At 71.6% G+C, this 15,649-nt stretch carries 14 protein-coding genes; 4 read left to right on the top strand and 10 right to left on the bottom strand.

The annotated features are described in order from the left end of the window. Nucleotides 1-81: 81 nt before the first annotated feature. The 4 genes from KBX00_RS03860 (at nt 82) to KBX00_RS03875 (ending at nt 3,975) form a co-directional block, all read left to right on the top strand. A complete protein-coding gene (locus KBX00_RS03860; RefSeq protein WP_210823265.1) occupies nt 82-1,008 on the top strand; it encodes an SDR family NAD(P)-dependent oxidoreductase in 927 nt (308 codons plus the stop codon). 25 nt (nt 1,009-1,033) lie between these two features. Further along, a complete protein-coding gene (locus tag KBX00_RS03865) occupies nt 1,034-1,915 on the top strand; it encodes an amidohydrolase family protein (protein WP_210823266.1) in 882 nt (293 codons plus the stop codon). A 16-nt stretch (nt 1,916-1,931) separates the two neighbouring features. Then, nucleotides 1,932-2,384, top strand: a complete 453-nt coding sequence (locus KBX00_RS03870; protein ID WP_210823268.1) for a MaoC family dehydratase — start codon at nt 1,932-1,934, stop codon at nt 2,382-2,384. Between the two features lie 64 nt (nt 2,385-2,448). After that, entirely contained in the window at nt 2,449-3,975 is a 1,527-nt protein-coding gene (locus KBX00_RS03875; RefSeq protein ID WP_301547263.1) for a long-chain fatty acid--CoA ligase, read from the top strand. Here KBX00_RS03875 and KBX00_RS03880 read toward each other — a convergent pair. The 10 genes from KBX00_RS03880 to KBX00_RS03925 all read right to left on the bottom strand — a co-directional run bounded on the left by KBX00_RS03880 (nt 3,972) and on the right by KBX00_RS03925 (nt 15,640). Continuing rightward, nucleotides 3,972-4,853, bottom strand: a complete 882-nt coding sequence (locus KBX00_RS03880) for a PaaX family transcriptional regulator C-terminal domain-containing protein (protein WP_210823270.1) — start codon at nt 4,851-4,853, stop codon at nt 3,972-3,974. The genes KBX00_RS03875 and KBX00_RS03880 overlap by 4 nt on opposite strands. Before the next feature lie 37 nt (nt 4,854-4,890). After that, a complete protein-coding gene (locus KBX00_RS03885; RefSeq protein ID WP_210823272.1) occupies nt 4,891-5,691 on the bottom strand; it encodes an ABC transporter ATP-binding protein in 801 nt (266 codons plus the stop codon). Further along, the gene (locus tag KBX00_RS03890) at nt 5,684-6,508 is read right to left on the bottom strand and encodes an ABC transporter permease (protein ID WP_307868028.1); all 825 of its coding nucleotides are present in this window, start codon (nt 6,506-6,508) and stop codon (nt 5,684-5,686) included. Before KBX00_RS03890 ends, KBX00_RS03885 begins: the two co-directional genes overlap by 8 nt. Then, a complete protein-coding gene (locus KBX00_RS03895; RefSeq protein ID WP_301547264.1) occupies nt 6,505-7,296 on the bottom strand; it encodes an ABC transporter permease in 792 nt (263 codons plus the stop codon). The genes KBX00_RS03890 and KBX00_RS03895 overlap by 4 nt, the downstream gene beginning before the upstream one ends. Before the next feature lie 78 nt (nt 7,297-7,374). Then, complete coding sequence (locus tag KBX00_RS03900; protein WP_210823276.1) at nt 7,375-8,346, bottom strand: ABC transporter substrate-binding protein; 972 nt, start codon at nt 8,344-8,346, stop codon at nt 7,375-7,377. Nucleotides 8,347-8,530: 184 nt separating this feature from the next. Then, on the bottom strand, nt 8,531-11,461 hold the full coding sequence (locus tag KBX00_RS03905; RefSeq protein ID WP_301547265.1) for a LuxR family transcriptional regulator: 2,931 nt from the start codon (nt 11,459-11,461) through the stop codon (nt 8,531-8,533). A gap of 66 nt (nt 11,462-11,527) precedes the next feature. Then, nucleotides 11,528-12,139 carry a TetR/AcrR family transcriptional regulator gene (locus KBX00_RS03910; protein WP_210823277.1) on the bottom strand — a complete coding sequence of 204 codons (612 nt, stop codon included), beginning with the start codon at nt 12,137-12,139 and terminating at the stop codon, nt 11,528-11,530. Between the two features lie 173 nt (nt 12,140-12,312). Beyond that, the gene (locus tag KBX00_RS03915; RefSeq protein ID WP_210823278.1) at nt 12,313-13,593 is read right to left on the bottom strand and encodes an ABC transporter substrate-binding protein; all 1,281 of its coding nucleotides are present in this window, start codon (nt 13,591-13,593) and stop codon (nt 12,313-12,315) included. 65 nt (nt 13,594-13,658) lie between these two features. Further along, nucleotides 13,659-14,765: a branched-chain amino acid ABC transporter permease gene (locus KBX00_RS03920; RefSeq protein WP_210823279.1), complete on the bottom strand. Its 1,107-nt coding sequence runs from the start codon at nt 14,763-14,765 to the stop codon at nt 13,659-13,661. Then, the gene (locus KBX00_RS03925) at nt 14,762-15,640 is read right to left on the bottom strand and encodes a branched-chain amino acid ABC transporter permease (RefSeq protein WP_210823280.1); all 879 of its coding nucleotides are present in this window, start codon (nt 15,638-15,640) and stop codon (nt 14,762-14,764) included. The genes KBX00_RS03920 and KBX00_RS03925 overlap by 4 nt, the downstream gene beginning before the upstream one ends. Between the last annotated feature and the right edge of the window lie 9 nt (nt 15,641-15,649).

The following is a 15,649-nucleotide window of genomic DNA, read 5'->3' on the forward strand; positions in this document are numbered from 1 at the left end:
CGACGATGGTAGCGCGTTTCCTCAATGATTGACATTTTCAACGGTTCGTGTTCAGATCGGGCGGACACGAAGGAGTTCTCCATGTCCCTGGACGGCAAGGTCGCCATCGTCACCGGATCCGGCCGCGGTCTCGGCCTCGCGTACGCGCAGGAACTCGCCCGGCAGGGCGCCGCCGTGGTGGTCAACGATGTCGACGCGCAGACCACTGCCGACGCCGTCGCGTCGATCGAGGCGCTCGGCGGCCGGGCCGCCGCGGTGGTCGCTCCGGTCGGCCCGACCGAGACCGCCGAGCAGTTGGTCGCCACCGCCGTCGAGACCTTCGGTCGACTCGACATCCTGGTCACCAACGCCGGGGTGCTGCGCGACACCGTGCTGTGGAAGATGACCGACGAGGACTTCGACACCGTCATCAACGTGCACCTGCGCGGCACCTTCACCACGGTGCGCGCGGCGGTGCGACACATGCGGGCGGCCGGTGAGGGTGGCCGCATCATCTGCATCGGCTCCCCCACCGGCCAGCGGGGCAACTTCGGCCAGACCAACTACGCCGCCGCCAAGGCGGGCATCGTCGGCATGACGCGTACCTGGGCGCTGGAGCTCAAGCGCGCCGGCATCACCGCAAACACCGTGGTTCCGGTGGCCGCGACCGCCATGACCGCCACGGTTCCCTACTTCGCTGCCGCCGTACAGGCGGCCGAGCAGGGCGAACCGATGCCGGCGTTCTTCCGGCACGACCTCGGCTTCGGCACGGCGGACGACGTGGCCGGTCTCATCGCGTTCCTCGGCTCCGAGGCGGCCGGCGGCATCACCGGCCAGGTGATCGGGGTGGGCGGCGACCGGCTCCAGATCTGGACCCACCCGGAGGCGGCGCTGACCGTGCACCGCGAGGGCGGCTGGACCTACGATGCGCTGCGCGAAGCCGGGCCGGCGACGTTCGCTGGTGCACTGCAGAGCGTCGGCGAGCGGTTCCCGGAGCTCCCCGAGGAGTTCAAGACCGCCGGCTCCTGACCCGCTCGGAGGAAAGTTCCCCACCATGTACCGACCCGCCATCGACGTGGACGCCGTCACCGCGATCGACATGCACGTGCACATCGAGATCGACGAGCACGGCCACAACTCGCTGCCCGACGACCTGGTGGCGGCCGTCTCGAAGTACTTCAAGGCCGACGGGCCGCGCCCGGCGATCGAGGCGGTGGCGCAGTACTACCGGGAACGCCAGATGGCCGCCGTCGTGTTCACCGTGGACGCGCGTACCCAGTTGGCGCACCAGCCACTGTCGAGCGTGGAGATCGCCCGCGCCGCGACCGAGCACGCCGACGTCCTGATCCCCTTCGGGTCCGTCGACCCGCGCACCGGGGCGGCGGCGCTCGACCTCGCCACCCGGCTGATCGAGGACGAGGGCGTACGCGGCTTCAAGTTCCATCCCACCGTGCAGGGCTTCGATCCGAGCGACGAGCAGTACGCCCCGCTGTGGGGCCTGCTCGAGAAGGCCGGCGTGCCGGCGCTGTTCCACACCGGGCAGACCGGCATCGGTGCCGGGATGCCCGGCGGCTACGGCTTCCGGCTCGGCCTGTCCAACCCGATGCTGCTCGACCCCGTCGCGGCCGACTTCCCGGACCTCCAGATCATCATGGCCCACCCGTCGGTGCCCTGGCAGGACGAGGCGCTGTCGGTGGCCACGCACAAGCACAACACCTGGATCGACCTGTCCGGCTGGAGCCCGAAGTACTTCCCGGCCGAGCTGGTACGGTACGCCAACTCGCTGCTCAAGCGCCGGGTGCTGTTCGGCACCGACTACCCGCTGCTCACCCCGGACCGCTGGCTACGGGACGTGCGCGACACCGACCTCAAACCCGAGGTGCTCCCCGGCATCCTGAAGGACAACGCCGTCCGGCTGTTGCGCCTGTCCAGCTGACGACGAGAGGACGCTCATGACGACGACGATCACCTACGAACAGCTCGCCGACCTGGCCGGCACCGACCTCGGCTACACCGACTACCGGACGGTCACCCAGGACCAGGTGAACCTCTTCGCCGACGCCACCGACGACCACCAGTGGATCCACGTCGACCCGGAGCGGGCGAAGAACGGCCCCTTCGGCGCGCCGATCGCGCACGGCTTCCTCACGCTGTCGCTGGCGGTGCCCTTCTGGACCGAACTGCTCGACGTGAAGGGGGTCACCACGAAGGTCAACTACGGCCTGGACAAGGTGCGCTTCCCGGCCCCGGTCAAGGTCGGCTCGCGGGTCCGGATGACCGCGACGGTCGCCGAGGTCGTCGAGGTGACCGGCGGCTACCAGATCGCTGTCGACCAGACGATCGAGATCGACGGCGGCACCAAGCCCGCAGTGGTGGCCCGCGGCCTGTACCGCTTCTACGCCTGACGGCCACGGGCAGGCCGACCGGCCACGCATCGACGCACCATCCGCCACCACCGGGAGACCGCTGATGCACGAACAAGGAATCGGTGCCTGGCTGGCCAAGCGCCGGCTCAAGTCCCCCGACAAGCTCGCCCTCGTCCACGGCGAGGGCGCCACCGTGACGTACCGCCAGTTCGCCGACGACACCGACCGGGTCGCCGCGCTGCTGCGGCGGCTCGGCATCGGCAAGGGCGACGCGGTGGCCTATCTGGGCGAGAACAGCCCGGATTTCCTCCGGATGATGTTCGGCGCGGCCCGGCTGGGCGCCGTCTTCGTGCCGATCAACACCCGGCTGGCACCGCCCGAGGTCACCCACGTGCTCACCGACTGCGGCGCTCGGGTGCTGATCCACGATCCCGAGTTCGGCGAGCGGGTGGCCGCCGCGATCGGCACCGGGCCGTCCCCCCGCGTCCTGGTAACCGGCGAGGGCACGGCCGACCGGCCGGGGCTGACCCGGCTGCTGAGCACCACCGCCACGGACCCCACCGCCACCATCGCGGTGAGCCTGGACGACCCGGCCGCGATCATCTACACCTCGGGTACGACCGGGCGGGCCAAGGGTGCCGTGTTGACCCACGGCAACCTCACCTGGGTCGCGCTCAACTGCATGGTCGACTACGACGTCGTGTCGACCGACGTCGCGCTGATGATCTCGCCGTTGTTCCACGTCGCGTCCCTCGGCATGGGAGCACTGCCGGTCATCCTCAAGGGCGCCACGCTGGTGCTGGAGAAGGGTTTCGAGCCGGGACGGGCGCTCGCCCAGATCGAGCGGCACGGCGTCACCATGCTCAGCGGCGTGCCGACCACGTACCAGCTGATGGCCGACCATCCGAACTGGGCGACCACCGACCTGTCGACGTTGCGCAAGCTGACCTGCGGCGGCTCGGCCGTGCCCACCCGCATCCTCAACGCCTACGAGGAGCGTGGCCTGTCCTTCTCGCAGGGCTACGGCATGACCGAGGCGTCGCCGGGCGCGACGTCACTGCCCCCGGCGATGACCCGCGCCAAGCAGGGCAGCGTGGGCCTGCCGCACTTCTTCACAAGCGTGCGGATCGCCGACGAACACGGCGCGCCGATCGGCGACGACGGCATCGGTGAGATCCAGATCTGCGGCCCGAACGTCTTCCCCGGCTATCACCAGCTGCCGGAGGCGACGGCCGAGGCGTTCACCCCGGACGGCTGGTTCCGCTCCGGCGACCTGGGCTACCTGGACGCCGACGGCTATCTCTACATCTCGGGCCGCCTCAAGGACATGATCATCTCGGGCGGCGAGAACATCTACCCGGCCGAGATCGAGGTCCTGCTCGGCGAGATCGACGGGGTGACCGGGGTGGCGGTCATCGGCGTACCGGACCCGCGCTGGGGCGAGGTGCCGTGGGCGATCATGACGGTACGCGGGGACGCCACAGTGGACGTGACCACGGTCCACCAGTTCCTCGACGGCCGGGTCGCCCGCTACAAGGTGCCCAAGAACGTGGTCATCGTCGACGAGCTTCCCCGGACCGCGTCCGGCAAGGTGCGCAAGGGCGACCTGCGGAACCGGTTCGCCGGCTAGGCCCGGCTGCGCCGGGCCGGATCACCGCCCGACCTCGCCGCGACCCCACCGACGTTGCGGGCCGCCGCACCGGTGCCACCGGCGACGAGGGCGGCGAACTCCACGGCGGAGGCCGCGGCCAGCCGCTGGTGCATCCGCCGGTACACCTGCGTCGATCGCCCGGCCGGCCACTGCGCGTCCATGAACTCGCGGGGCAGCCTCGGATCCGCCCGCAGCAACGCGAGCCAGTCGGCCACCAGCATGGTGCGTACGGTGAGCGCGCTCGCCGCCTGGTTGGCGGCGCCCGGGTCGCCCCACACCTCGATGAACGCCAGGTGCTCGCGCCGGATCGCCTCGATGTCCCACGCCGCTCGTACGCTGTCGGCGATCGGGAAGCCGGCGAGTTCCCGGGCGTGGAAGGCGATGACCGTCTTGGGGGGAAGATCCCGGCACAGCGGCTCCAACGAACCGGCCAGGTCGACCTCGCCGGGTGCCAGCCAGAGCCCGTCGCGCAGCGGCGCGAACCCCTCCCAGGTGAGGGTGGCACGCAACCGGTGGCGCAGGGTCCGCTGCCCCTCGGGGATGGTGAACGTGACGAGGGTCCAGCCGGTGCCCTGCGGATCGAACGGGCGCGGGCCACGGACGCGCGCGGTGGCCTCCCGCAACACCGCCACCCCGTGCTCGGTGAGCGAGAACTGGATCTCCCGACCGCTCTTGCTCCGGTCGAGCATGCCGGTCTGCACCAGCCGGTCGAGGGTCGCCCGCGTCGCCGGTGCGGCGACGCCGGCTCCTTCGAGCACGCCGATCAGGACGCTGGCACGGATCGGGCCCGGGTCGTCGTCGACGACGTGCTCGCCGAAGAACGCGAGCAGCAGCTGCTTCGGCTGACGACTGCGCACAGCCCTCCCCCTCGGACGAATCCGCCCCTCAGCACCGTCACGGGGCGACGGTCTGCCCGCGCTTCGCACGCTGGATCTGGTCGTAGACATGCGTACGCAGCTCGGTGAAGCGCGGCATCGCGCGGGTGGTGATCTGGTCGCGCTCCGGCGGTAGGTCGACCGTCAGATCCTCCTGCACCCAGGTCGGCGACGCGGACAACACCAGCACCCGTTCCCCCAGGTACACCGACTCGTCGATGTCGTGGGTGACGAAGAGAACCGAAATCTTGCGGTTGGCGTGCAGCTCTCGGACGAGATCCTCCAGGTCCGCGCGGGTCTGCGCGTCGACCGCGGCGAACGGCTCGTCCATGATCAGCACCTCGGGTTGGTACGCGATGGCCCGCGCGATCGCCACCCGCTGCTGCATGCCGCCGGAGAGCTGCCAGGGGTGACTGCGGGCCGCGTGCGCCAGCCCGACCGCCTCGATGGCGTCGGTGACGAGCTTCTCCCGGGCCGGGCGGGAGAGTCGCTTGTGCCGCAGCGGCAGCTCGACGTTGCCGCGGACGGTCAACCACGGGTAGAGACTGCGGCCGTACTCCTGGAAGACGACGGCCATCGCCGGGCTCGGACCGGTCACCGGCGCCCCGTCCATCTCGACCAGGCCGCTGGTGGGCCGGAGCAGGCCGGCGAGGCATTTCAGCAGGGTGGTCTTGCCGCAGCCGGACGGCCCGACGATGCAGACGAGTTCACCGGAGCGCATGGTGAAGCTGATGTCCCCGATCGCCTCGACGTCGCCGTTCGCGGACTCGTAGACCTTGCGCAGGTGCTCCACCCGCAGCAGCGTGCTCTGGTCAGGCACGGTTGACCTCCCTGATTCCGTGGTACCAGCGCAGCACCCGTCGCTCGACGACACCGAAGGTCGCGGCGAGGAGCACGCCGACGAGGCCGAGCAGGAGGATGCCGCTCCACATCTCGGCGATGAGGTAGTTGCGTTGGAAGTAGGCGATCCGATAGCCCAGTCCGGCGGACGAGGCGAACATCTCCGAGATGACCATCAGGATCAGCGCGACCGAGAGCCCCTGCCGGACCCCGGTCATGATCCGCGGGCTGGCCGCCGGAAGCACGAGGAACCGGAGCCGCTCCCACCAGGTGATCTGGAACGAGTCGGCGGTCTCGGACATCACGCTGTCAGTGGCCCGGACGCCGTCGATCGTGTTCAGCAGAATCGGCCAGACCGCGCCGGAGACGATCACCACCACCTTCATCGTGTCGGTGATGCCGAGCAGCAGCATCACGACCGGGATCAGCACCGGTGGGGGGATGGCCCGGAAGAACTCCAGCAGCGGTTCGAGCAGTTCCCGTAGCCACTGGAACAGCCCGATGAGCGTGCCGGCGGCGATGCCGATCACGATCGACGCCGCGATCCCGAGGGCGAGCCGGTAGAGGCTCGGTAGCACGTCGTCGACGAACGCGGGGCCGATCCAGGTCTCCCGGAAGGCTTCGAAGATCGTCAAGGGGCCGGGAAAGAACCGGTTGGTCGACGAGCTCGACGCCAGCCCCCAGATCACCAGCAGCAGGAACGGCAGCCCGAGGGGGTAGAGGAAACCGCCGGCGACGCGGCGCCCGAGACGCCATCCGGGCGATCGGTGAGCGATTCGGCCGGTGTGCGTGGTCACAGAACCTCCTCACCGCGTACGGACTGGTGCCACGACAACGAACGCCGTTCGATGAACCGGAAGACGAGATTCACCACGAGCCCGAGCAGCCCGGTGACCACCACGAAGGCGTACAGCCCGACCGCGTCGCCGGCGGAGCGGGACAGCTCGATCATCCGTCCCAGACCGGGGTTGCCGATCACCATCTCGGCGGTGATGGCGAGGATGAGGGCGACCGCGGCGGCGAGCCTGACGCCCGTCATCAGATACGGCAGGGCGGTCGGCAGCACCAGGTACGACAACCGCTCACGACGGGTGAGTCCGAAGCTGCGTGCGGTGTCCCGGGCGACCGCGTCGACGTCCGCGACGCCGTAGATCACCTGCACGAAGACCTGCCAGAACGAGGCGTAGATGATGATGAGCAGGGCGGCCTGCATCTGGATGCCGAACAACAGCACGGCGAGAGGAATGAGCGCCACCGACGGAATGGGCCGCAGGAACTCCACCACCGTGTGGGTGGCGCGGCGCAGGAAGGGCACCAGACCGACGATCGTGCCGAGGACGACCGCGGCGGCCGTGGCCACCGCCAGACCGATCGCCCAGGAGGTCATGGTGTACCCGAGCCGCCGCCAGAAGGCGAGGTCACGGACCTCCTCGGCGAGCCGGGCGAGCACGTCGGTCACGTACGGCAGGTACTGCGAGTTGATCAGGCCCAGGGTCGGGACGAGTTGCCAGACGACGAGGAACCCGGTCAGCCCGACAACGCCCAGCATCACCTTGCGCGGCGAACGGGAACGTCGGAGGGACAAGACGTGCATGTTGCTCCCGTGGTCGGCGGCGACGCCCTTCCCGGCCGGTGACCGGGAAGGGCGGGACCGCGCCGGCTACTACTGCTGTTGGATGAGGCGATCGAAGTTGGGCTGCTGATCGAGCACCTTGTACTTGCCGGCGAGCGTGGCCAGCGACTCCAGGCTCGCCCGGTCCAGCTCCCAACCGAACTCCGGCAGCTTCACCGAGTCCGCGACCGCCTCCGGGAGTTCCAGGTTGTCCTTGATCGCCTGGCGGACGGCCGCCTCGTTCGCGGAGTCCTGCGCCCACGCGAGGGTCTCCTTCATCGCCGCGGTGAAGTCGGCGACCAACTCGGCCTCGGAGTCCATCTGCTCCTTGGTCGTGATGGCGGTGAGCGTGGCGAGCCCGGGGGCGACCGCCTGGTAGGGCGCGACGACGAAGGTGTCGCCACGGTTACGCAGCTGGGTGACGAAGGGTTCCGGCACCCAGGCGGCGTCGATGTTGTCGGCTTCGAGCTGCGCCGGGACGTCCGGGAAGGCGACCTCGACGAACTTGATGGTGGACGGGTCACCGCCGTCCTTCTCCACCGCGGCCATGATCGTCACGTCGCCGGCCGCGCCCAGGCTGTTGACCGCCACGCGCTTGCCCGCGAGCTCCGCCGGCCGGGTGATGCCCGACTTGGCCGAGGCCACCACGGCGTTGATGTCGTCGCCCTCGGCGTACGACGACGCGTAGTTACCGATGATCACCACGCCGAGGTCCTGCAGGTCGGCCCGGAACGGGCCGAACGGCTGACCGATGGCGAAGTCGATGTCGCCGTTGATCAGCGCGGGGATGGCCTGGGCACCGCCCTGCGCGGGCAGCACCTCGACCGAGAGTCCGTGCTTTTCGAAGATGCCGGCCTTCATGCCGCCCCACAACGCGGCGGTCTCGGTGATCGGCAGGGCCGCGACACGAACTTGGCGAAGTTCGCCGCTGTCCTCTCCCGAGGGGGTGGCATCCGAGTCCGTACATCCGGCGAGCGCGATCGCGACGCTGGCGATCAGCCCGAGCGTGAATACCTTCTTCATCGACAAGGCCCTTCCTGGGGCGGGGGTGGTGGGCGCGTCAACACCTACGGGTGCCTGGGACCCACTAGGGGCTTCATGTGAGTGAGATCACCTGGCCGTGCTGGCCATCGTCAGCCACCGACCCTCAAATGTCAAGAAAATTCTGACGCCCGTCATGAATCAATTGAATATCGGTTTGGGTACGTCAGCCCAACGCGCGGGCAAGCTCGGTGCGCGAGCGGATGCCGAGTCGATGGTAGATGTTGCGCAGGTGATGGTCGACGGTCCGGGTGGACAGGAACATCTGCCGGGCCACCTCCCGGTTGGTGGCACCGGCCGCGACCAGGTGGGCGATGCGCAGTTGCTGACCGGTGAGCAGCCGTACGGCGTGTGGATCCGGGGTACCGACGGACTCTCCCGCCGCGCGTAGTTCCACTGTGGTCTGTCGTGCCCACACCTCCGCGCCGAGCAGGATGAAGGCCTGCCGGGCCCGGTGCAGGTGGCCGCGGGCCTCCCGGGGGCGCCGAGCGCGACGGAGTTCCCGGCCGAAGAGCAGCTCGGTACGCGCCCGCTCGAAGGTGGCGGCGTCGGTCGGGTGCAGCGACAGCGCGACCCGGAAATGCTGCTCGGCCTCGGCGCTACCGCGCGGCGCCAGCAGGGCGTGACAGCGGGCCGACAGCGCCCGGCGCAGCGGGCTGGCGGTGCTGCCGGCCCACCGGTCGAAGACGGCGAGCGCGGCGCGGGCCTGGGCGTGCCGACCGTCGAGCGCGGCGGCCTCCACCAGGTGCGGCGTGGCCATCACCTGCACCAGAACCTGGCCGCGACCGGTACCCGGTCGCGCCAGCGCGGTCAGCCGGTCCGCGGCGTCGGCGTACCTGGCCTCGACCAGGTCCAGCAACGCGAGAGCCCACTGGGCGAGGGCGTGCGGACGACTGCCCGGCACGGCGGCGTCGCCCAGCTCGGCGACGTGGCCGAGACTGGTGTCGCGATCGGACCGTACGGCCGCGAGCACGGCGAGCAGACCGAGATGTACGCCGACGCTCGTGTGTTGGCCGGCCGCCCGCGCCACCCGCAGCCCGTCCCGGCAGCTGCTCGCCGCGGCCTCGTGTCGGCCCAGCCAGTACTCGCTCATCGCCCGCAGTTCGAGCGCCCTGGGTAGCAGGGAGGTCTCGCCCCGGTCGGCCGCACGTTCGACGGCGCGGTCGGCGAGCCGGTACGCCGCGGCGTCCACCGCGACCAGCAGACCGGCCACGGCCGCACCGGTCAGCGCGGTAGGGGTCGCCGCGGCACCGGTCAGCCGACCGCCCAGCACCACCGCCCGACGCAGCAGCGGGCCACCGTGGGCGTGTTCGCCGCGCAGCGTGGCGGCGACCCCGGCGACCAGGGTGGTCAGCAGCTCTGCCCACGGCGGATCTCCGTCGCGGTGCAGTGCCGCCATCCGGCGGGCCACCTCGGCGTAGCGGTACTGGTCGCCGCAGTAGCAGACGGCCTCGCCGGCCCGGACCAGCGCGACGAGCGCGGACTCGCGGTCGACCTCGGCCAGGGTGCTCGCAGCGGCCAGCAGGGTCGGCAGCGCGGCCGGCACCGGTCCGCAGCGCAGCCGCATCTCGCCACGCAGCAGTTCGGCGAGACCCCGGGTGGCGGCCATCCCCCGGTCGCGCAGCGCTTCGCTGCCGACGCCCTGCCCGGCCGGCGCGGTCGACGCGCCGCCCGGCGGCGCACCGGTTCCGTTGTCGGGCGTTTCCAGCGCGGCCGACACCCCGCCCGTCGGTGCGGCAGTCGGGCCGGGGGGCGCATCCGCGACCCGGTGCAGCAACGCGCGGGCCCGGTCGGGTTCGCCTGCCTGCCACGCATGGCGGGCGGCGCTTACCTGCCGACCGGCGGCGAGCAGCGGATCGTCGCTGAGTTCGGCGGCCCGGACCAGCGCCGTCGCCGCGGCGTGGTGGTCCGTATGCTCCTCGCCCACGGCTTCCGCCAACTCCGTGGCCAGCTCCGGTGCCGGTCCGTCGGTCGCCGCCGCCAGGTGCAGGGCCCGCCGCAACCGGGCTCCGGTGCCGTCGAGCGCGGCGGCGAGCAGCAGATGGGCGGCGCGGCGTGCGGTCACCGCAGCGGTGGCCTCGACCATGGCGCGGGCCAGCGGTCGGGGAAACGCGGCGCCACCCGATGCCGTGAGCCGGATCAGGCCGGCGGCCTCGGCCGGTGCGAGCGCGCCGACGGTGCCGCCGGCCGCTCGCAGCGCCCGGCCCAGCGTCACCGGATCCACGACGCGCGCCTGGTCGGCCCGGCTCGGGTGGGCGGGGGCGGTCGCGGCGAGCACGGCCAGCAGCAGCGCCTGCCGCGCGTCGCCGGGCAGGCGGGAGAGCAGTCCGCGGTAGGCCCGGCCCAGGTCGCCGTCGGCCGGCACCGCCGTGGGCAGCGGCTCGGCACCCTGCCACTGGCCGGGCGTCAGCGAGTCCGCGAGGTCGACCAGGGCCTGCGGGTTTCCGGCCGCGAGGGCGCTCAGCCCGGCCAGCACCGGGTCGGGGGGTGGCGGCCCCGGACGGCGAGCGGTCAGCAGGGCCTGACTGTCCGGTTCGTCGAGCGGCCGCAGCCGATGGCCGGGTATGGCAGCGGCCTCGCTGTCGCTGCCGGCGGCGAGCAGCAGGACGACGGGCAGGTGCGACAGGCGTCGGGCCACCAGGGTCAGCAACCGGGCGGTGGGGGCGTCGCCCGCGTCGAGGTCGTCCATGGTGCACAGCAGTGGACGGTCGTGGGCGGCACCGGCGAGCAGGCCGAGCACGGCATGGGAGAGCACGAGCTGGTCCTGGTCGCGACAGCCTTCGCCGGCCATCACCCGGCGCAACACCTGCCGTTGCCGTTCGGGCAGCGCGCCCGCGCCGTCCAGCACCGGGTCGAGCAGCCGCTGCAACCCGGCGTAGGGCAGCATCGCCTCGTCGGGCAGACCGGTGGCGGAGAGCAGCCGGCGGTCCCGACCGTGCCGGTGGGCGTACGCCAGCAGCGTGCTCCGCCCGGAGCCGGGCTCGCCGTGCAGCAGCAGCGCTCCCCCGGCCGATGCCGCGAGCAGCCTGCGGATCTCCCGACACTCCGCCTGCCGGCCCCGTAGCACATCTATTTGCACCGTTGATGCATTAACCATGCATCGAGTCTCGCCTACCCGTCGGCGCTTGAGAAGAGGGAACTGCCGGGTGGCGGGGGGCCCGGGTCAGCGGCCGGCCGGCTCGGCGAGCAGCGCGCCGACGGTGCGGGCCATCACCGCGCGGGCGGCGTCCACGCCCAGGCCGAGGCCGTCGCGCAGGGTCGACCACGCCGGCCAGGTGCTCGCCGCCACCACGGCGTTGACCACCTGGTCCCGGGCCGGCCCGGCGCGGTCCAGCTCGTCGGCGAACAACTGCTCGACCTCGGCGCGTACCCGGGCGATGTGCTTGAGCCGGTTGCGGCGCAGCTGCGCGGAGACCGGTTCGCGCATCTGCGCGGCCCGGGCCGACGGCGCGATGAGTTGCAGCAGTTTCGCCCGCTGCCGGCAGAACGCGTCGACCCGCTTGGCCAGCGGCAGGGTGGGCGAGATCGGCCGCCAGGCGGCGTCCTGCTGGCGTAGCAGCTCCGCCCCGCTGGCCTCGAACAGGGTTTCCATGTCCTTGAAGTTGGTCCAGAGCGTACGCAGGGAGATGCCGGCCCGCTCGGCGATGCGCTCGCCGGTCGGGCGGAGATCACCCTCGGAGATGAGGGCGAGATGTGCCTCGACGATCGCCGCCCGGGTGCGCTCGGCCCGGGCGGTGCGCCCGTCGACCCGGCCGGCCGCCTCGGCACTGACCATCCCCGCCGTCCCCCTCACCCTGGCGTTGCGTCCGTGCCGAGTCTAGGCATTTGTCAGACCCGGCCCGGACGAGCCTCGTCGAACACCGCCGGGCCGCCGCGCTCGCGGTGGATCGGCTGGCTCACCCCCGGTGGGCACCGCCCGGGCCGGACGGTACCCACCGGCTGAGTGGATCAGGCGCTCGGCACGCCGTTCGCCGGTGGTGGCACCGGCGCTGCGGAGTACTCGTTGACCGGCCCGTCGGCCTCGTCGGTCTCGTAGGTGGGGCCGAAGTAGCGCTGTTCTCCCCCCTCGACCCGGCTCAGCCGGCCGCCGCCGTAGCCGGAGTGGTCGGTGGCGGAGAACCGCAACGGCGCCACCCCGGGCCCCTGGTAACCGCCCTTACGGACGGCCTCGACGAGCGACTCGCGGGTGAGGTCCTTGCCCGCGGCCTGGAGCACCTGCACGAACAGGTAGCCCACCGCCATGCCGTAGACGGTGTTGCCGTCGAACTCCGCGCCACCGTTGTGCTCCGTGTTCACCTTGGTGAACAGCTGGATCCACGGATCGTCGCTGTCCCCCTGCATCGGCAGGTAGTTCAGCCCGATCAGGCCCTCCAGCAGCCCGGCGGCGTCGCCGAGCTGCCGGGACAGCGTCGGCAGGTCGGCGCCCACGTTCGACACCACCCACTGCGGCTTGAAGTCCAGTCGGGCGGCGGTACCGACGGACAGGGCGGTGAAGCCGGGCACGGTGGCGAGGATGACCACCTCGCAGCCGGCCGCCTTGAACGCGCCGATCTGCGGTGCGACGTTGGTGTTGCTGGTGACGTACGTCTGGCGGGCCGCCACGCCGTCGGCACCGAGTATCTTCTCCACGCCGGCCAACGCGTCCCGACCGAAGTCGTCGTCCTGACCGAGGAAGCACACCGACCGGCCCGGCAGGGCGGTCTTCACGTGGTTCGCCAGGATCTTGCCCTCGACCGTGTAGTCCGGGTTGAAGCCGAAGGTGTTCGGGTAGCGGTCGGGCTGGTCCCAGTTACGGCTGCCGGAGGCGACGAAGAGGTCGGGAACCCGGTTGGTGTGCAGGAAGTCGAGCACTCCGGTGTGGGTCGGTGTGCCGAGGCCGTTCAGGATGGCGAAGACCTTGTCCTGCAACACGAGCTGTCGGACCACCTGCTGGGTGGTGGCGGGGTTGTAGCCGTCATCCACGATGTTGTACGTGATCTTGCGGCCGTGCACGCCGCCGTTGGCGTTGACGTAGTCGAAGTACGCCTTCGTCGCCGGGGCGATCTTCGAGTAGCCGGCGGACGCCGGACCGGTGAGCGGCATGTGGGTGCCGACGACGATCTCCGTGTCGGTGACGCCGGGCACCGGCGCGCCCGAACCGGGATCGTCGTCGGCGCCACAGGCGGCCGAGGTGAGCAGCAGGGTGAGGGTGGTGGCGATCACGAGACCGCGTCGTGCCGTGCTTCGCATGGGACACCGACCTTTCATCGGTCCGGTTGTGCGAGATGGGTGGTTGCGGTGAGTGGGTGGAACGGTTACGACCGCCCGACCGGCCAGCGGGCGCGCAGCGCCCGGGTCAGCCGGGACAACAGCCCCTGCACCCCGCCGGGCGCGGCGATCATGACCACGATCAACGTGGCGCCGAAGATCGCCAGTGGCAGGTTGCCCTCCAGCCGCTGTGCCGCCGCCGGCGAGAGGGTGAACAGGTTGGTCAGGGAGTGGGTCAGGTCGGGCAGGGCGACCAGCAGGACGGCACCCCAGGCCGCCCCGGCGAGTCGACCGAGACCGCCGATGACCACCGCCATCAACAGGAACAGCGACAGCGTCAGGCCGAAGGCGCCGGGTGACACGCTCTGCGCGAGCACCGCCAGCAGGGCGCCGCCGAGGCCGGCACTTGCCGCGCTCACCACGAACGCGACGACCTGGGTACGCGCCACGTGGATGCCGGCCAGGCGGGCGGCGACCTCGTCGTCGCGTACCGCCCGGAAGGCGCGGCCGTAGCGGCTGCGGACCAGGTTCGCCAGCAGCACCAGGCAGCTCAGGGTCGCCGCGGCGGCCACCCAGAGCTGCCACCGCTCGTGCGGGAAGTAGCTGCCCAGCCCGGCCGGGGCGGGGGCCACCGGCACCGCCAGGCCCTGCTCGCCGTTGAAGACCCCGTCGAACGTGACGGTCAACGCCGGCACCACCACGGCCACGGCCAGGGTGAGTCCGGCCAGGTACGGCCCGCGCAGTCGGGCGGCGGCGACGCCGACGACCGCGCCGACGACGACGGTGGCCAGCACCGCCACCACCAGCGACACGACCAGCCACCCACCGGCGGTGCGGCCCCCGTCGGCGAGGGCGTTCTGCGCCAGCGCGAGGGTGTACGCGCCGGTGGCCATCAGCGCGCCGTGTCCCAGCGAGAGCTGCCCGCAGAGCCCGGTCAGCACGGTCAGCCCGGCGGTGGCGCAGAGATAGGCCGCCACGGTGGCCAGTTGGAAGTTGCGGAACGAGTCGAGCTGGTAGCTGGCCAGCAGCACCAGCAGCGCGACGCCGGCCGCGACGGCGAGGTGACGGACCAGGGTCGGCAGCGACCGGCCGGGGCGGGCGGGATCGACGGCGGCTGCTCGGCTGGGCGGCGCCGTCGCCCGGGTGGCGCTCACACCCGCCTCGCGGTGACCGGGGCGAACAGCCCGCCGGGGCGCAACAGCAGCACCGTCAGCAGCAACGCGAGCACCGCGAGCGGGATGAGATCGCCGCCGGCGTAGCCGCTGACGTAGGACAGCAGCAGGCCGACACCCAGACCGCCGACGACCGCGCCGGGCGGGCTGTCCAGCCCGCCGAGCACCGCGGCGGTGAACGCGGAGACGAAGACCAGGTCCATCGCGTGCGGATGCAGACCCAGTCCGGTGGGAATGACGAGCATCGCGGCCAGGGCGCCGACACCCGAGGCCAGCGCCCAGCCGAGGGTGAGCATGCCCCCCACGTTCACGCCGAGCAGTCGGGACACCTCGGGGGCGAACGCGGCGGCACGCATGCGCAACCCGATCGCGGTCCGGGTGAAGACCCAGACGAGGGCCGCACCGACGACCCCGACGGTGGCGAAGACGAACAGGTCGTAGGGGGACAGCACGGCGGTGCCGCCCACCGTCAGCGCGGTCCGGCTGAACGGCGTCTGGGCCGGTAGGTACTCGTTGCCGTACACCATGCCGAGCACCGCCTGGATCAGCAGGACCAGCCCGAGCGCGACGATCACCGGATTGAGCGGTGACCGGTGGTCCACCAGCCGCATCACCGCGACGTCGACGATCGCGCCGAGCAGCAGCCCGGCGAGCAACGCCGCGGCGAAGCCGAGCCAGTACGAGCCGGTCGCGGCGGTGACGCTGTACGCGACGTACGCGGCGGCCACCGCCATCGCGCCCTGGGCGAAGTTGACGATCCGACCGGCCCGCCAGATGAGCACCAGGGCGAGCGCGAACGCGGCGTAGACCGCGCCCCTCGACAGGCCGTCGAGGGTGAGGAAGAGGAAGCGGTCCACGGTCCTCCT

Source organism: Micromonospora sp. C95 (assembly GCF_018070465.1).
Taxonomy (GTDB): Bacteria; Actinomycetota; Actinomycetes; order Mycobacteriales; family Micromonosporaceae; genus Micromonospora.